This window comes from Novosphingobium sp. Gsoil 351 (genome assembly GCF_009707465.1).
Lineage (GTDB): Bacteria > Pseudomonadota > Alphaproteobacteria > Sphingomonadales > Sphingomonadaceae > Novosphingobium.
This window is the reverse complement of the sequence record NZ_CP046120.1, coordinates 2,193,430-2,210,356: the sequence shown is the minus strand read 5'-3', so window position 1 is coordinate 2,210,356 and position 16,927 is coordinate 2,193,430. Positions and strand designations below refer to the sequence as shown.

The 16,927-nt window shown below is 63.3% G+C and carries 13 protein-coding genes; 3 read left to right on the top strand and 10 right to left on the bottom strand.

Features of this window, described 5'->3' with window-relative positions; translation table 11 throughout:
• Positions 1 to 4 precede the first annotated feature (4 nt).
• Together GKE62_RS10700 and GKE62_RS10695 are read left to right on the top strand one after the other, a co-directional pair.
• Complete coding sequence (locus GKE62_RS10700) at positions 5 to 847, top strand: SDR family oxidoreductase (protein ID WP_154693675.1); 843 nt, start codon at positions 5 to 7, stop codon at positions 845 to 847.
• Between the two features lie 36 nt (positions 848 to 883).
• The gene (locus GKE62_RS10695) at positions 884 to 2,395 is read left to right on the top strand and encodes a hypothetical protein (protein WP_195908341.1); all 1,512 of its coding nucleotides are present in this window, start codon (positions 884 to 886) and stop codon (positions 2,393 to 2,395) included.
• Here the strand turns inward: GKE62_RS10695 and GKE62_RS10690 are convergent.
• The 4 genes from GKE62_RS10690 to GKE62_RS10675 are packed head-to-tail and all read right to left on the bottom strand — an operon-like array spanning position 2,392 to position 6,344.
• A complete protein-coding gene (locus GKE62_RS10690; RefSeq protein WP_154692233.1) occupies positions 2,392 to 3,018 on the bottom strand; it encodes a sugar transferase in 627 nt (208 codons plus the stop codon). The genes GKE62_RS10695 and GKE62_RS10690 overlap by 4 nt on opposite strands.
• Complete coding sequence (locus GKE62_RS10685) at positions 3,015 to 3,863, bottom strand: NAD(P)-dependent oxidoreductase (RefSeq protein ID WP_154692232.1); 849 nt, start codon at positions 3,861 to 3,863, stop codon at positions 3,015 to 3,017. The genes GKE62_RS10690 and GKE62_RS10685 overlap by 4 nt, the downstream gene beginning before the upstream one ends.
• On the bottom strand, positions 3,860 to 4,993 hold the full coding sequence (locus GKE62_RS10680) for a glycosyltransferase family 4 protein (protein WP_154692231.1): 1,134 nt from the start codon (positions 4,991 to 4,993) through the stop codon (positions 3,860 to 3,862). Before GKE62_RS10680 ends, GKE62_RS10685 begins: the two co-directional genes overlap by 4 nt.
• A 7-nt stretch (positions 4,994 to 5,000) precedes the next feature.
• Positions 5,001 to 6,344: a hypothetical protein gene (locus GKE62_RS10675; protein WP_154692230.1), complete on the bottom strand. Its 1,344-nt coding sequence runs from the start codon at positions 6,342 to 6,344 to the stop codon at positions 5,001 to 5,003.
• Positions 6,345 to 6,520: 176 nt separating this feature from the next.
• Between GKE62_RS10675 and GKE62_RS10670 the strand changes: the two genes are divergently transcribed.
• A complete protein-coding gene (locus GKE62_RS10670) occupies positions 6,521 to 7,639 on the top strand; it encodes a glycosyltransferase (protein WP_154692229.1) in 1,119 nt (372 codons plus the stop codon).
• Here the strand turns inward: GKE62_RS10670 and GKE62_RS10665 are convergent.
• The 6 genes from GKE62_RS10665 to GKE62_RS10640 all read right to left on the bottom strand — a co-directional run bounded on the left by GKE62_RS10665 (position 7,631) and on the right by GKE62_RS10640 (position 16,927).
• Positions 7,631 to 8,521, bottom strand: coding sequence for an FkbM family methyltransferase (locus tag GKE62_RS10665; protein ID WP_154692228.1), 891 nt, complete (start codon positions 8,519 to 8,521; stop codon positions 7,631 to 7,633). The two genes, GKE62_RS10670 and GKE62_RS10665, sit on opposite strands and share 9 nt — an antisense overlap.
• Positions 8,522 to 8,563: 42 nt before the next feature.
• The gene (locus GKE62_RS10660; RefSeq protein ID WP_255453313.1) at positions 8,564 to 9,835 is read right to left on the bottom strand and encodes an oligosaccharide flippase family protein; all 1,272 of its coding nucleotides are present in this window, start codon (positions 9,833 to 9,835) and stop codon (positions 8,564 to 8,566) included.
• Between the two features lie 100 nt (positions 9,836 to 9,935).
• Complete coding sequence (locus tag GKE62_RS10655; protein WP_154692226.1) at positions 9,936 to 11,102, bottom strand: tetratricopeptide repeat protein; 1,167 nt, start codon at positions 11,100 to 11,102, stop codon at positions 9,936 to 9,938.
• A 31-nt stretch (positions 11,103 to 11,133) separates the two neighbouring features.
• A complete protein-coding gene (locus GKE62_RS10650) occupies positions 11,134 to 13,368 on the bottom strand; it encodes a polysaccharide biosynthesis tyrosine autokinase (RefSeq protein WP_154692225.1) in 2,235 nt (744 codons plus the stop codon).
• A gap of 85 nt (positions 13,369 to 13,453) precedes the next feature.
• On the bottom strand, positions 13,454 to 14,731 hold the full coding sequence (locus GKE62_RS10645) for an O-antigen ligase (protein ID WP_230206633.1): 1,278 nt from the start codon (positions 14,729 to 14,731) through the stop codon (positions 13,454 to 13,456).
• 228 nt (positions 14,732 to 14,959) lie between these two features.
• Positions 14,960 to 16,927 carry a nucleoside-diphosphate sugar epimerase/dehydratase gene (locus GKE62_RS10640; RefSeq protein WP_230206632.1) on the bottom strand — a complete coding sequence of 656 codons (1,968 nt, stop codon included), beginning with the start codon at positions 16,925 to 16,927 and terminating at the stop codon, positions 14,960 to 14,962.

Genomic DNA, 16,927 nt, shown 5'->3' with positions numbered 1-16,927 from the left:
ATCGATGCCCCAATTGATGAACGGCAAGCGCGGGCTGATCATGGGCCTTGCAAATGACAAGTCACTTGCCTGGGGGATCGCCAAGGCTCTCCACGCCGCGGGCGCCGAGCTGGCGTTCAGCTATCAGGGTGACGTCATGGAAAAGCGGGTGCGGCCACTCGCGGGGCAACTGCTCAATCCGGGCGACAGCGAGCCGTTCCTGCTGAACTGCGACGTTTCGACCGAGGCCGAGTTAGACGCGACCTTTGCCAAGCTGGCCGAGCGCTGGCCGACAATCGACTTCGTAGTCCACGCCATAGGCTTCACCAACAAGGAAGCCCTGCGCGGGCCTTATGCTGACATCGGGCTCGACGACTTCCTGATGACGATGAACATCAGCGTCTACAGCTTCACCGCGGTGGCGCGGCGTGCTGCGGAAATGATGCCGGCGTTCGATCCCGAAACAGGCAAAGGCGGCGGCGCGCTCCTAACGCTTAGCTACTACGGTGCGGAGAAGGTGATCCCCCATTATAACGTAATGGGCGTGGCGAAAGCGGCGCTAGAGACCAGCGTCAAGTACCTCGCCAATGACTTCGGGCCCCGCGCAATTCGCGTTAATGCGATCTCGGCGGGACCGATCAAGACCTTGGCGGCCTCAGGGATCGGCGACTTCCGCTACATCCTCAAATGGAACGAATTTAACTCCCCGCTCCGCCGCAATGTGACGATTGACGATGTCGGAGGTGCGGCCCTTTATCTGTTGTCGGACCTTGCGGCGGGCGTGACGGGTGAGACACACCATGTCGATGCGGGCTACCACACGATCGGCATGAAGCAGGAAGATGCGCCGGATATCGCGCTGGCCTAGGTTTAAGCGAGTCCGCATCCGGGAGATTGAAGATAGGTGGCCCGCGACAACAAGTTCAACTCCTCGCGTCGCGGATTGATCGCCGGGATCGGTTTGGCCGTCCCCGTCGCTTGCGCGGCTCAGACCGAGTCCATGCCCGCACACACCGGCGGCACGATCCGGACCATGAGCGGATTGGGCGGGCTGGTGGGGACCGACGGCGCTTATCTCGACGTGCTCGGCTACCATGAAACAGGCGATGGTGGCGGCGGGCGCTTCGTGTGGAACGCTGCTGCGCTGAAGCGGACGCACGACGGCGGCACAGTAATCGATCCGCAGCGCGCATTTCCGGACGATTGGGATGACCAACTCGCGCTCGAGGCATGGTTCGCCGACGGACCGGCGGGCTGCGGCCTGTGGCATCGGGTCTCAGGGCGTGGCGCGGTCGAAGCAGTGTGGTTCGGGCTCATGGCCGATTACGATCCGGCGACCGGGCACGGGACCGATGACGCGCAGGCGCTCAATCGAGCGCTATCGCGGCACCACACGGTGCGTTTGCCGCTTGGTAACATTCTCATTCGCTCGCGCTCCGTAAACATGGCGCTCAAGCCAGCGGGCTCGGTGCTCGAGGGTGCCGGCAGCGGCAAGGTCTATGGCGCCCATTCCGGTACGGTGCTGTGGGGCGAGACCGGGGCTTACCCCGTAATTGACCGGATCGGCTCGCAACGCACCGTTGTCCGTGGCCTCTCCGTCTGTTCCGGTCGCCGCAATCCATCGCTCTGTGGCATCGCGGACCGGCGCGCGCAGAGCAGCCAGTACGCCCAGTTCAACGTCCTCGACAACGTTGACATCGACATCGTGAGTTCGCCGCAAGCATATGGCAGGCAAGGCTCGATCGGTTGGCTCAACCACAGCGCCGAGCTGGCGAGCGTCGTCACTCCGGGCTACTGGAAGGCGGACACTGCGCTGGCTTTCACCAACACGGACTTCTGGAAAGTCCCTTCGCAGTTCGCTGAACAGGGCGGACCTCCCTCGTGCAGCGCGCTTACGATTCATGGCCCTCTGACCTGCCACAGTTATAACCCCGTCGGCGCGCCCGTGCGCCTGCACAACGCCGCGGCGGTGACGGCGATCATTTACACTAGCAATCAGGCGGTAGCAGGCGGCGAGGCCCGCGCCGGCACTTGTGGCTTCCGGCTGTCGGGCGCAAACTTCGCACATCAGCTGACTATCTTCGCGGAAGGATGCGAGTCAGCTGGCGAAATCGAATATCTTGAAGCGGTCACGCTGCGGATACGTGGGATTTTCGGCCCAGGCAAAGTCTTGCGCAGCACGGGACAGTTCCAGACCGTCAACCGTTCGGAAATTCATTTCGAGCCGACAGCCTTTGGATCGGTTGCGCAGCGCTACTGGGTCGAAGGGCCCGCGGGAGACGCGTGGAGCGAATCAACCGTCATCGCACCAGTTATACCCATCGTCGACTTCGTCCAGGCGGCGAACCGTAGTAACTTGTCGTTCGTCGCTTCCGGCGAGCGCCGCGAGACGGGACCGCGTAAGTCATCCGGCTAGTGTCGCCTGCGCTGGCCGCTCGCACGCACGCCGATAGTGGTCTGCAGCATCAACAGCACGTCCCAGCATAGCGAAGAGTGGCGCTGATAGACGAGATCAAGGCGCGCCTTGCGGGGTACACAACTGCGACAGTAGATCGCGTCGGTTTCTTCCGCGGAGCGCGAGCGGGCCAGCAGCCGCTCCTCATGATCGTGATAGACGATCGACGCCAGTCCGGTCACCCCGGGGCGCGAGCGCAAGACCCGTGCGTAAAGCTCGGGGAAACGCTCGACATACTGGCGCAGCGGCGGACGCGGGCCGACGAAGGTGAGGTCGCCTCGCAGGACATTGAACAGCTGGGGCAATTCGTCCAGCCGGTAGCGCCGCAAGAATCGTCCGGTGGGTGTGATGCGGTTCAGCTTGTCCCCGCCGGAAACCCCGGAATCGTCGCCGGCCTCCGCCATCGTCCGGAACTTGATCAGCGCAAAGGGTTGTTCGACAGTGCGCATCCGCTCGGAGATGTAAAAGATCGGGCGGCCGTCGCGTATGCGTACAATCAGCGCGATCAACGCCAAGGGAAGCGCGAGCACAAGCAGGAGCCCAAGCGCTGCGGCGATGTCGAACAGGCGCTTGGCTGGGGTCATCGCATGGATCCGAAGTCGCGCCACTGGGTAATTAGCGCCTCGAGCGAAGTGTCAACCGGCACTCGGGTCAGCTGGCCGAGGAGGCTCGTATCGAGAGTGATGACCTGCCGCGGATCCGCTCGTGCCGGCCGAGCAGCCCAGTTTAGTCGAGCGGCGTCCGCCAGCTCGTCCATTGCGAAGGGGGGCTCGCTGGCGAGGTTGATAGTCCGAGGCAAGGCGCCCGGCGCGCGCACCAGTGCGGCCACGGCCTTGGCCCAGTCACGCGGCCCGAGCCAGGAGCGCACCGGGCCTCGCCCGTCCGGGTAGATGTCGATGACCTTAGCCCGATCCATATCAGCATAGCCCAGCAGCGCGTCCGCCCCGACGACGTTGCCAATCCGCAAGCTCGTCACCTCGAGTCCGCGCGACCGCCAGCTTTCGCCGACGGTTTCCATAGCGAGCTTGTCGGCTCCGTAATCGCTCAAGGGTGTGCAAGGATCGTCCTCGGCATAGGGCGCCCGCCCCGCTCCGTAGACCGCTGCCGACGAGGCCAGCAGCACTCGCGGAATCTCCGCAGCATGGGCTGCCGAGAGCGCCATCTCGGCGAGACCCGCGTTACTAAGCGCCGCACCGCGTCCGGGAAGCGCACCGGCGAGCATCACCATCGCGGCAAACGGCTCAGTCGCGGCGCGCTCGCGCAGTAGCGGCGCTGGCTCTGCTAAATTGGACCAGTTAAGCGCGCCCGGCTCGGATCGGCGATGCTGAAACACCGAGACGAACGGCGTCGTTTCCTCCCGCCATGCACGGCGCAGAAATCCTCCCAGCCTTCCACTTGCCCCGACGATAAGGATGCGCGGCGCGGTCATTCCGCCTCCAGGCCTAACACCACGAATAGCTGGCGATTGACGAGACGGGCATCAAAGCGACGCTCGGCCAGATCGCGTGAGGCGCGTGCCATGCGTTCACGCAGTTCGGGCGCTCCAGCAAGCTCGGCCAACGCCGTACTCAGCGCAACTGCGTCTCGAGCCGCGACTATCAGTCCGTTCTCACCGTGGACGACGGTCTCGCGGCACCCCGGCACGTCGGTGGTGACGATCGGCTTAGCCGAAGAAAGCGCCTCGACTGCTGACTGGGGGAGACCCTCGCGATAGCTCGGCAGCACGAACACACTCGCCTCGCGCAATGCCGGCGCCACGTCCTCGTGGTAGCCGAGCCATTCGACCACTCCTTCGCGCACCCAGCCGTCGACTTCATCGGCGGAGATGCCGGATGGATTGGTGTCGAGCCCGCCGAGCAGGACAAATCGCGCCGCCGCGAAGCGGGCTCGCACAGTGCGCGCGGCGGTGACAAACTCGCGAACACCCTTGTCTACGAGCAAGCGCCCGACGAATAGGAAGACCGGGCGCGACGGGAGGGGTTGGGCCGGGAACGCGGCGAGATCGACCCCGCAGCCATCGACCACCGCGCTTGCGTCTCGCTTGGTGAGCAGCCCTAGCGCGCGGACCTCGCGCTCGTCGTCCCGGTTCTGGAAAACCACGAGGTCCGCAGCGCGGAAAGCGAGCCGATACAACGCGCTCATGACCAAGCGCACTGCCCTGCGCTTGGGACTGGACCCAGCTTCGTCCGTGAAGGCATAGCCAAGGCCGACAACCAGTGCGACCTTGCGCGGGACGCGCAATGCCCAGGCGGCTAACGTTCCGTACGCCACGGGCTTGACCGTGTAGCTGAGCATCGCGTCAGGCCGCACCGCCCGGATCACGCGAGCGATTTGCGACAGCGTAGCCAGGTCGGCGAGCGGGTTCGTCCCGTTGCGATCGAGACGCACGTCGTGCAGCCTTGCGCCTAGCCGTGCAAGGCGCGGCGCATATTCCAGGTCGCGCGTAAGCCCTCCGGCCGCGAGGTGAACCTCGCAGCCGGCTGCGACGAGCGCTTCGATCAGCGCGCCGTGAAACTTGAACAGCATGGCTGGCAAGGTGCCGAAAATGAGGATTCGCATGGCGGAGTCAGGCTTGCGCGCGGTCTGGGGCCAGACCGTATTGCGGGAAAAACAGGCGTCGGCCCGCGAGGTAGGCGGCAATGCTTCCGAGCCCCACGACCGAATTGATCAGCGCCCATTTGAGCTGCTCATCGAAGGGGCCGTTGAGCAGGTACGAGCCGTTGAGCACGAGCACCGCGCGGACGAGGTACGCCGGATCGATTTCCCTGCGACGCCCCTTGTCGATCGCATTCTCGATCCGCGAAGTAAGTAAGCCCGCTAGCGCGAGCGAAATTACGAAAAGCAAGCCCATTGAGTAGTAGTGATACTGGATGACAGAGATCGAGAAGCCGAAGTTGAGATCCAGGTAGGACTGAGAATCGTTGTAGATGTTGAGCGCATCAACCGAGGTCGTCAGCCCTAGGCGGTCACGCTGAGTGGCGGAAAGGAAGGGGCGGAAAATTGCCGCAGTGACGTTTGCGAAATGGTCGGCGCCATATTGGTCGACGTAAGGCAGCAGTGTCGGCCAAACTTGGTCGTGCTCTTGGTTCGCAGTATTAGCGACGCGACACGCGAAGCTGTAGTTGGCGCCGGGGGCCGATTGCTCGGCCATCGCCACGCTCGGTTCAACCAGCGCGACGATCTCCGTGATGATCTGTCGCCCGAGCGTAGCCAACAGCAGCATGCCGGCGAAGACAGAGACAAGCCGGACCTTGTTCCTGACAAAGAACCGATTGTCGTACAAGCCCATCAGGAACAGCCCGAAGACGATTCCGACAAGCAACGCGCCACGTTGGTAGAAGATCATCGAGATGAGGAAGAACCCGGCGATGCGGACGACCATCCGTACAAGGGACATCCCGGGTCGCCGGGTCAGGACGCACAGCACCGAAAGCCCCATGCCGAGAACGGTCACCGCACTCACCGCCGCAAAGAAAATCTGGCTGCCGGACGCCGCCTGCTGCAAGCCAGTGGTGCGAACCCCTGGGAGAATAGCCGTGCCAAACAGCCGCAATGCGGCAACATCGAGCAGTGCGGCGATCACTAGCAGGAACTCGGCAAAATAGCCGAGCTGCACAGTATCGACCGAGAAGCCCTGTCGTATCGGGCGGGCGCCAATAAAAAGGCCGACGATAAAAACCGTCAGGCCAACGTTGGCAAGTATCACGCCGCGCTCATAGAGGCCAATCTCGAAATAATAGAACGGCGTGAAAAACTCGCAGGATTCGGACGCCAAAGGGCGTACGCCGAAAGAGAAAAGCGCGGTGGCGGCAAAGAACTGGCTCGGGCGAAACGACTTGCGCAGAAAGATCCAGCCCAGCAACGAGCCATTTACGACCAGAGAAAGCCACGCGAACGTTGCGGCGCTCATCGCAACACGACTCGACGCCTCACAACAGGCGCGAGCGAGTAGCGAGCTTTGGCACACGTCGCTATGGGGCGCGGGATCCCTGAACCAACTTGCGGGGGCATAGCCGGCTCCTTATGGGGACTGGCCAACGGTAGCAAGCGCCACTGCCGAACTCTCCTAACTATCGACGGGACCCCGTGAGACTGTTCATACGCTCGATCGAAGTCGCGACCGACTCACGTCTGGCGAGGTATGTGCAGGCGCTGGAGAGGCGCGGGTCCGCTTACAAGATACTGTTTTGGCAGCGCGACCCGGCAGTGCAATCGTCGCGCATCCACGACAACTTGATACCGTTCCGTCGCTCCGCCCCCATTGGCGCTCGCTGGGGCAATCTTGTGGGCTTGGTCGCGTGGAACATCGCGATCGTCGGGACGGTGTGGCGGCTGCGTCGGGAGATTGACAGTATTCACGCCGTCGATCTCGACTCAGCGCTGACGGCCTACCTCGCCGGAGCGTTACTTAGGATCCCGGTGATAGTTGACTTCTACGACAGCTACCCGGATTCGCGAGGTTTGCGCAACACGGCGGCAAGGGCTGCGCGAAAGCTCGAAGGCTTGCTTGCAGCGAAAGCTGCACTGACGATCATCGCCGACCCGACCCGTCGGGGCCAGCACGGAATTCGCGAGGGCGCCAATCTACTTGTCGTAGAGAACGTGCCTGCGCTCGCATGGGCTGCTGATCCGGTCGATGCCGACGAGCCGTTGACCCTTGGCTATCTCGGAAACCTCGAAGCGTGGCATCGCGGTCTCGAGGATGTGCTCGAAATCGTTGCTTCGGACCCCCGCTACCGGCTTGTTGTCGCAGGCGCCGGAGCGCTTGAAGGCCGAATTAGACTAGCGGCCGCTACGTGCGAGCGGATTGTCTTCCATGGGGCGGTAGAACACCGCGCTGGAATGGCCCTGATGGCCCGCTGCCATGTCATTCTTGGGCTGTACTACCTCTCCGTCGAGAATCACCGCTTCGCAGCCCCCAACAAATACTACGAGCACCTCGTCCTTGGGCGGCCGTTGCTGACCTCGAGGGGAACACCTCCTGGGGCCAAGGTCGAGGCGCAGCGGACTGGCTGGGCCGTCGACGATGGCGCACGCTCAATCCGGGGCCAGCTCGAAATCCTCGCTGCGGATAGGAACGCAATCGTCGCAGCAGGCCGGCGCGCGCGCGCAGTCTGGGACGAAAGCTTCGCATCGTATGTCGAAGCCAACATCCACGGGCTGTATGTGCTGCGAAGCGCGGCGGCAGCGCGGAAATCAGCCTGATAGGCGGGCCAAGCTTGCGGGATCGCGCGTCAACACCACGTCGACGATCCTTCCCGCGACGAGGCTAAGGTCGCGCAACACGACCGCTTCGTCGCTGCGAAAGAACTCCGGATTATATTCGTTCTCGATCATCCGAGCATGGAATCCGTGCTGGAGAAACGGTGCGAGCAATTCCTCTCCATGCCCGGTGTTGCCAGGACTGATCTCCAGAAAGATCACGCACTCTGGATTCAGCCTCGACAGATAGGGGACTATCCCGCGAATGACGTGGCCCTCTGCACCCTCGACGTCGATCTTGATAAGGGTGACCCTCTCCAGCTCGCACCGATCCGCGATTTGCGCGAACGAAATGGCTTCGACCTTCTCCGAACTCCAGCCTGCCTCGCTGGGGAAAAGAGTCGAGTTGCCTTGTTCATTCTCGCCCCCGAAATAAAGTTCGACGGTCCCAGCAACATCGGACACCGCAACTCGGCTCGGAACGACGTTGTCAAACCCGTTCAGGGCGATGTTGTCGCACAGCTCGGCGAAATTGCGCTGAGATGGCTCGAACGCAAGGACGCGCCCGCTTGGACCGACGAGCTTGGCAGCAAGGAGCGTGTGATACCCTACATTTCCCCCGATATCGATCGCAATGTCCCCGGGCTGCAGAAGGTTCACGAAGGCCCGGCTGATCCGAGGCTCGAACTGTCCAAAATAGTAGATGCACCACTTGATTGCGTCGAGCCGGTTAACAGCCATCCGAAAACCGAAGCGCGTTCGAACCCGATGGGTGCCACGAAATAGGCCGTGTTCGGCAAGTCGGCGCATGCCTCGCGGGTAAAGGTCCTTCAGCAGATTTCCTGGGAGATGCCAGGCCAATGCCTGGTCAATGCGGACAAGCATGCTTTCTCGATTCCTTGGGAGGTTGCGCGCGAATGGTCTCGGTCAGGACCGTTGCCGGATTATGGCGAAAGCGGTGACGCCGCTACCGTCGAAAAGCCGTCGCAAGTATAGCGCTCCGCCAGCGGCGACCAGGAAATTGCTCGTTGCGTCGGCAATCGCGGCGCCGTCGATGCCAAAGCGTGGAATCAGGATCAGATCAAGCGCTACGTTAGCGAAAATCACTACCGCCGAAATGGTGGCGGCCGCCCAAGCCCTGCCCATCATGCTCAGCGCCAAGCCGACGAAGCAAGTCGAGGCATAGAACAACTTGCCTGCGACCAGAATTTGCATGGCGAACGTGGCGGCTACGAAATCCACTCCGAACAGCCAGCCGAGCAACCGGTTTCCAAGTATCAGCACCACAATCAGTCCTGGAGCGACCAGCCCTACCCCCACCCGATGCGCGCGGACAAGGATGGACCGGAGTTGGGCCGGGTTGTGCCCGACACGGGCTAAATGCGGACCAATCACGGTCGAGATCGCGAACAGTAGGATGCCGACAGCCTCGGCGACCTGAAACGCGGCTCGGTAAAGCCCAACTGGGGCCCCGGGACTGAGCAAGCCAAGCATGATCGTGTCAGTCTGATAGCTCAGCGTCTGGGCGCTCAGGAGCAATAGGAACGGAAAGCCCTGCACCGCTGTCGCACGAAGCCGCGGCGATCTTTTGGCGGTGCGCAGCGGCCCGGGAGTTAGGCGAAGTAGCAGAGCGGCTCCCGCTACGAGGGCGAGGACGCCGCAAACCGCGTGAATCAGCAGTGCAGTCCTTGCTGTCAGCGGCGATCCTAACGCCAACATTCCGGCGAGCACGATCACCAGCAGCCAAAGGCGCAACGTCTCTTCGGCAAGCAGGCTCGGCACGATATAACCAAAGCCGCGCAGAGCGCCGCCAATCGTGCTGCCTAACGCCATGGTTATGACCAACACGATGACCGGCACGCTCGCCCAAATTAGCTTGGGTTCGATCAGGGAGGCCCCGACGAAAAACGCGGCGCCCGCGGTCAGCGCGGTCAGGGTGACCAGTACAAGCCCGCTCGACACGTTCGACTTCACGTCGGCGAGCTTTGCGGCCTGCATGTCGATGGCGACGCGCCGCATCAGCAGTGCCGGAATGCCCCATTGGCCGACGATTACCAAAACTTGGACCACTGCCATGACGAAGGCGTATGTTCCCAGCCCGACCGGTCCCAGCGCCCGGGCCAACAGAACACCCACTCCGAATTGAGCAGCGACGTACGCGCCCTTGAGCCCGAGCGCGAATGCCCCCGCGCGAACCATCCCGGGTCGGTCGGCCTCTCCCGCGAGAGGTCCGGCAACACCCGCCGCGGACGCTTGTGTCACTTCCGGCATGCCTGTCGTCGCCCGTCCCGCAACGCCGTCAGCCGCCCCGCTTCAGGCTAAGCCCGGTCAGTCGGGCCTCCGCGCCGTTCGAGCCTTCGCCCGCCCCAAGCATAACATCGACCTTTTGCGTCGCGCACGCCGGCGTGATCGTCAGCGGCGGAAGCGGTGTGCCGAATTTCCCCTTCCAGTTCGCAAGATCGCGTCCGTCAACCAGGCATCGAATAGTCATCGTCAGGGCGGCGCCGGGATCGCCGTTGACAGCGCTGCGCCCTGAGACCCGGTATTGCCCTGCGGGGAGGAACATCATCCGGCTCGCCAGCACGCCCGATGAATTGGGCGCTGCCGAGCCTTGGAGCGAGAGCATCCCGCCATCGCGGACGAAGGCGCCGCTAGCGTTGGGATCCGCTATCTCGGTCCAGACTAACGGAGCGAAGTCCGGATTGGTCGTTCGCGCGTCGAAGCTCAGCGTGGTCAGGTCGGCACTTCGCGCCCCGGGGAGCGAGAGGAAGTATTCGCGTGCCGCGATGGGCCCGTCACTTGCGAGTACGCGCGCCAACAGGCGTTGCTCGATCTCGGGAAACGGTGGCGTGCGTGGCAGACCACCGGCCAGCGCCAGCGACTTCGCCAGTCCCCCGGGGAACTGTGTCGTGCTGCTCATGTTGTCGAGCACCACGAGCAGCCACGGTGGGCGCTGACGAACAAGACCGGCGAAGCCTTTCTGGATGCGCGTGTCGCGCATCGCGTTGCCGAGGATCGGGGTCATCAGCTCAACTGCGCTGTTGTTGGTCCGCAGCGCCACGTCATAGTGGTCGAGCGTACCAGCCAGATCGCCCTTCGCGGCAAGGCCGTTAACGAAAGCGAGCTGGGTCAGGACATCGCGCCGCGAGACGCGCTGAGCCGTCTCGAACAGGCGCAGCGAGCCGGCCTCATCGCCGCGGCGCTCTCGCGCGAATCCGATCAAGGTCAACGCAGCGGGGTTCAGAGGTTTGCGACGCAGGCCTTCGCGCGACAGCCGCTCGATTTCCGCAAAGGGGGGGGTCCGCGCATTCGTGATATAGCTCAGCGCGGCCTTGGCGGCATACTTTTCGCCGCCGGCCCAGCCAGTCGCGATAGCCGTGTCGACCCCACCCGGTCCAAGCGCCAAGGCGAACGACTGGATCGCGGCCAGCCCGGCCAGCGCGACGGCCGCTAGCCAGGCGGCCACCCGAGCCGGTTTGCGCGCTCCTAACGTTGGCTTAGGCAGCGGCCGTCTCACCGGCACTGCGGCTCGGTACCGCGTCGCCATCGCCATCGCCATAACGGTACCCGTACCCGTAGCCGTAACCGTAGCCGTAGCCGTAGCCGGCATGGGTGCGCTTGAGTTTGGTCAGAATGATCCCGAAGATGGTGGCGTTGGCGGTGCGTAGACGGTCAAGCGAAGTCTGAATGCCGCGTACAGGCACGCCTTCGGCCTCGGTCACAAAGACGCAGCCTTCCACCGCTCGCGAGATCAGCGGAGCATCGGCCAGGCCTAGCACCGGCGGCGAGTCGACCACCACGTGATCGAAGCTTTCGAGCATGCGCCGAATTTGCTCGCCAAATCGAGCGCCGCTTAGAAGCTCGGCCGCGCTGGGCGGAATCGGCCCGGTGGCAAGGAGCGAAAGGCCGTTGATTCGTGTTGGATAGACGAGTTTCTGCGCATCTTCGGCGCCAGCGAGGAGGTTCGACAAGCCTTGCGCATTCGATAAACCGAAAAACGTGTGCAGCGACGGCGAGCGCATGTCGGCGTCAATCAGCAGCACGCGCTTTCCAGTCCGCCCGAGCATTGCCGCCAGCGCATAGCTGGTCGTGCTCTTACCTTCCGCCGGTCGTGTGCTGGTGACCATGAACGAGCGCGGCACGCCATGATCGGTAGAGAAGGCGAGGTTTGAGGCGACACTGAAATAGGCTTCCGACAACTCTGACTTGCGGTCCCCGATGAGCTCGAGCGCATCGCCTTCCTCTGCGTCTGGAATGCTGCCGAGCAGCGGCGCGCTGAGCTTGCGAGAAACCGAAGCCGGATCGCGCAACCCCTCGTCGATCTGTTCGAGGGCCACCGTCGCGACTCCCGCGAGAACCAAGCCGACGAGCAGCGCAAGCACGAGATTGAGCGCTAAGTTAGGAGAGGAGGGCGCGGTGGGGGGGATCGCGGGATCGATGATGGCGATGTTGTTGGCTTCAACCCCGGCGACACCAATCTCCTTGTACCGCTGCAGCAGCGCGTCGTAGAGTTGCCGATTTGTGTCGGCCTCGCGCTGGTAAATATTATACTGGATAGTATTGCGTTGCTCTTGGTCGAGCTGCGAACGCAAGGAATCGACGCGCGCCTCCAGCGTTGTCTCGCGCTTCACCGCCTCGCGATATTCCGCGCTGCGCCCGTTTGAGAGCCGCCCCTCCTCCGCATGGATTGCCCGGTCGAGCGCGGTGATCTGCTGCTGGGTTGCTTGAGCCGCCGGGTAGGATGGCTCAAACTGGACCATCAGCCGAGCATAGTCGGCAGCCAGCTCGGCGCGGCGCTGCCGCAAGTTGGCAAGCGCTCCCCCGGTCTCGGGCGCCACCGCCGCGCCGTTGCTTCCCACCCGGCTCGCCGCCGCGATGCGATCGGCAGTCGCCTGAGTTAGCGCGGTGTTGAGCGCTTCGAGATCGTTGGAAGCGAGCGTCTTCTCAGTGCGTGTCCGGCCATCATCGCCTTGGGTCCGGCTGAGTGTGACGATGCCTTTGGCCGAGGCGTAGTTGACCGTCTCGCGTTCCGATTGCTCGAGCTTGCCGCGCAACTCGCTGAGTTGGTTTTCGAGAAAGCGTCGCGCATCGGCGGTCGAGGCGAAGCGCCGGTCCATGGTCGCCGCGATGAACTGCTGGGTCCACGCATTGACGATCTTCGTCGAGACTTGCGGCGATTGGCTGGTGTAACTGACGTCGACCAGCGATGATCCGCGAATCGGCAGGATTTCGACATGGTCGAGCAGCAGGTCCACCGCCAGCTCCTGGCGCTCCTGGCGCTGAGCCGTGGTTGCCCCCTGCGCGCGGTCGCCGAATAACGTCCCGCCGGACGGCTCAACCCCGTGTGCCGCGAAGAACTCGTCGCTAGAGGCAAGGCGAAGCTGGCGGGCCACACGCTCGGCTAGCGAGCGCGCTTGGAGCAGGGAATATTGCGTCTGGTAGAACTCGAGGTCGCGTCCCGCTTGTTCGGGCTCCAGCGAATCAACCTTGACGATGTTTTTCTGCTGGCGACTAATCTCGACGCGAGCGTGGGAGGTGTACTGGCGTGGCATCAACAGCGTCACAACCACGCCAGCCAGGATCGAGGCGGCAATGATTCCGAGAATGATCCAGCGCCAGCGAAGCGCGATCTGCCAGTAATATAGGAGGATCGGCACGTCGGGCCCGGTCGCTGCCGCGCGCCCATCCGCAGGCGGGGTGAAGGAAGGGATATCGGGCGAAAGAGCGTTCATCGAATGATCCGGAAAGCGATGGTGGGGCGGGGGCGCTGGCGGTAAGCCTTGTAAGCAGCTGTCTTACGAAGAGAAAGCATCGAACTCACGTGCCGCGGGAATCCGGCGAGTGGTCGGTGCCGCGCCACAACCACAAAAGCGCTATGATCGCCGTTGCTGTCAGCGACGGCGTTCGCAACGGATAGTCGACTAGGCTGGCGATGGCAAATAACCCCAGCAGCACCGCACCGAGCCGGGCAAAATCGACAGCCTCCGAAGACCCCGCGCCGGGCACCGCACGCCATGCCCGCCATACCCGCTGCGCAATTGCCGCGAGCGCTGCGGCAAGCAGCAGCAACCCCGCTAGGCCGCCGGTGAGGAACAGCTCAAGCCAGTCATTGTGCGCGTGGTTAAGATAGGACGTGTCGAGGTTGGCACGCGGCTCGATAACCTTGAAGACTGCAGCGAAGCTGCCGAATCCGGTGCCCCAAGGAAAAGTATCCCAGGCCTGTCGCGCGATCGGCGCCCACACTTGCAGCCGATTTTCGCCGCCTTCCTCGCCTTGTAGCAACCGTCGAAGCGAAGCGGCTCGCGTGACGATCACCGTCAGGCCAACTAGCGCGAGAGCCCCGCCAGCAATCAGCGCAGGCATCGCCCGTGACGGCTTCGCAGTGCGTACAGCTGCAAACTCGGACTGACGTGGCTGATACAGGAACCAGGCCGCGGCCAGTCCCGTTGCGCCCAGCAGCAACCCGCTGCGTGAACCGGCGTTGAGCAGAAACGGTATCAGAATCGCGCCGGCGACCAGCGCGCTCCAAGTGCGCCGGCGGCTGGCGTCAGGATTTGCCACCCGCTGCGACGCGTGGACCGCCAGCATTGGGAAAAGACAGGCGAGAAACGCCGCCTGGTGATTGCGATTTGCGAACAGGCCAACCGCGGAATCGAAGTTGGCGACGCGGTAGAAGTAGAGCGGCCCATGCGCCGGGCCGACAAGTTGCAGCACTCCCAGGACGCCGCTGACCAAGCCGACGATCAGAAGCAGACTGAGCAAACGTTGCAACGCCGCACCGGATAGCCCCGCCGCTAGCGCCAGGACCGCAAGGGGCACGCTAAGCGAAAACAGAGCATTCCAGGTCATCCCGGGATCCATGCTAAGCGCACGCCAGACGTCCCGAAGCCCGGCAACGGCGTCGATCTCGCGAACCACTTCGCGCCCAGCCAGCGCGTGCCAGACGGCCGACGGTAGCGGCACGAGCTGGGTCGCGACGAGCACGATCGTCGCGCTGACAAGTAGGAACAAAGTTCGATAGCGGTTCCAATCGTCGCGCCGCAGGGAGAGTATTCCCGCGGCGCAAGCCAGGATCGACAGGGGGCGAAGAATCACCAGGGATTGCAAGTCCTCGCGCGCACCGCCGCCAAGAAGAAAAAGCAGCACTACGTAGCCGGCCAACATCCAGTAACGAACGCCATGGCGGTCCAAAGTCTTCAGGAGATGTCGCACAGCTATCCGGTTCAGCGTGTCATATGAGTTCGCCCGAAGGCGATTTGTGCGCGCGCCTTTAGCAGGTTTGCCCGCAGCCGCAATCGCGGGCCCATGCGGGCAGTCTGTCGTTTAGCCGGCAATGCGCGCATCCGCCGGAACCTGCGTAGTCGGGGCCTGGCTAGGCACATATTCAGGGACAAGGCGATGAAGCTCTTCACGGAGCCGAACGGGATCGTGAGCGTCGAGCGCGGCTTGGATCTTGTCGAGGTGCTCCTCGAGCCTGCTAAAGGGAACCATCGCTTCGTTCGCCTTCATGATCCGCGAATGGATTGTCGGCTCCGGATTGTCGCCGATCAGCAGCTCTTCGTAGAGCTTCTCTCCCGGCCGCAGGCCCACCTCGGCGATTTCGATGTCGCCGTCGGGATTGGCCCTGTCTCGTACCGTGAGGCCCGATAGTTCGATCATCCGCCGCGCGAGCTCGAGGATTTTCACCGGTTCGCCCATGTCGAGCACGAAGACTTCGCCGCCCTGGGCCATCGCGCCAGCCTGAATGACGAGTTGCGCGGCCTCGGGAATCGTCATGAAATAGCGCGTCATCTCGGCGTGCGTCACGGTTACCGGTCCGCCAGCGCGGATCTGCCTGCGAAACAGCGGCACAACCGAACCGCTTGAGCCCAGCACGTTGCCAAACCGTACCATCGAGAACTTGGTACCGGATCCGCGCCTGACCTGAGCGGCAAGCGCCTGTAGGACGAGTTCGGCGACGCGCTTGGACGCGCCCATGACGTTGGTCGGCCGCACCGCCTTGTCTGTGCTGATCAGCACGAAGTCACCCACCCCGGCGTCGATCGCCGCGCGAGCCATGGTCAGAGTCCCGAAGGTATTGTTGCGGACACCCTCGCCGGGATTGTGCTCAACAAGGGGCACGTGCTTGTAGGCAGCGGCGTGGTAGATCGTCTCGGGCCGCCAAGTTTTGAGCACGCGCTCCATTCTCTCGGTGTCGCCAATCGAGGCCAGGATCGCCGTCACGCGCACACTTGACCCCGACACCCGGCGACGCTGCTCGAGCTCGGCTTCGATCGCGTAGAGATTGTATTCGCTGGAATCGACGAGGATCAGCGCGCTTGGCCCGAGATTGAGTATCTGACGGCACAATTCGCTGCCGATGGACCCTCCCGCGCCTGTCACCAGCACCCGCTTGCCGGCGACGTTGCGTCCCAGCAGAAGTCCGTTGGGCGGAACCGGATCACGCCATAGTAGATCCTCGATGTCGAGTTCGCGCAGATCGTTGATCGTCACTCGCCCGCGGGCGAGGTCGGTGACTCCGGGCAGTGTGTGGAGCGCCGCTGACGTACCCAGAAGCCCCTCGATGATCTCGTTTCGGCGGCGCCTCGACGCCGACGGGATCGCCAGCAGGAGATCGGCGATGTCGAGCTGTTCGATCAGCGCGGCAAGGCGATCCCCGGGATATACGGGCTTGCCATTGACGACATGGCCGTGAAACGAGGTGTCGTCATCGACGAAACCGACCACCTGCATCTCAGGCGAGTTTGCCAGCGCGGCAGCCAGCTGTCGTCCGGCGCCCCCAGCGCCGTAGATCAGAGCGCGTCGGCGCTGACCCGCGCGCGGTCGGCCGTGGAACACGCCGAGAGTGTAGCCGGCAAGCGCCCGCAGCCCGACGAGCAGCGCGCAGAAGATGATTGGCTGGATGAGACCTACGGTGCGCGGGATCGTTTCGATCCCGATGAAGGTGAAGAGGGTGGCGTAAGCCGCACCGTAAACCGCGCAGGCCTGGACCACCGAAGCGATGCCGGCGGCGCCGACATGGCGGAAGATCGCCCTGTAGAGACCGAAAATGGCGAACAGTGGCAGCGCCAGCGTAACTGCCAATAGGTAGGAGAGAGCCTGCGCGTCGGCCGGATAAATCCATGACCCCAGCCGAAGGTAATAGCTTATCGCGACGCTCGCCAAACACAGGAATGCGTCGAACGTGATTGCCGTGATCTGCTTCTGCAGCCGCGGCATCGCCAGCACGCGCTCTAGCAGGGGCTGGGGAATTCTCAGTTCAATCGGGGCCATCAGGGTGTCCGAGCGCAT

Bases quoted from the DNA above. Each gene is read 5' to 3' on its own strand.
- GKE62_RS10690 (WP_154692233.1), bottom strand. From the start codon at position 3,018: ATGACCCCAGCCAAGCGCCTGTTCGACATCGCCGCAGCGCTTGGGCTC.
- GKE62_RS10675 (WP_154692230.1), bottom strand. From the start codon at position 6,344: ATGAGCGCCGCAACGTTCGCGTGGCTTTCTCTGGTCGTAAATGGCTCG.
- GKE62_RS10640 (WP_230206632.1), bottom strand. From the start codon at position 16,927: ATGCGCTCGGACACCCTGATGGCCCCGATTGAACTGAGAATTCCCCAG.
- GKE62_RS10700 (WP_154693675.1), top strand. From the start codon at position 5: ATGCCCCAATTGATGAACGGCAAGCGCGGGCTGATCATGGGCCTTGCA.
- GKE62_RS10650 (WP_154692225.1), bottom strand. From the start codon at position 13,368: ATGAACGCTCTTTCGCCCGATATCCCTTCCTTCACCCCGCCTGCGGAT.
- GKE62_RS10665 (WP_154692228.1), bottom strand. From the start codon at position 8,521: ATGCTTGTCCGCATTGACCAGGCATTGGCCTGGCATCTCCCAGGAAAT.
- GKE62_RS10660 (WP_255453313.1), bottom strand. From the start codon at position 9,835: ATGGTTCGCGCGGGGGCATTCGCGCTCGGGCTCAAGGGCGCGTACGTC.
- GKE62_RS10685 (WP_154692232.1), bottom strand. From the start codon at position 3,863: ATGACCGCGCCGCGCATCCTTATCGTCGGGGCAAGTGGAAGGCTGGGA.
- GKE62_RS10680 (WP_154692231.1), bottom strand. From the start codon at position 4,993: ATGCGAATCCTCATTTTCGGCACCTTGCCAGCCATGCTGTTCAAGTTT.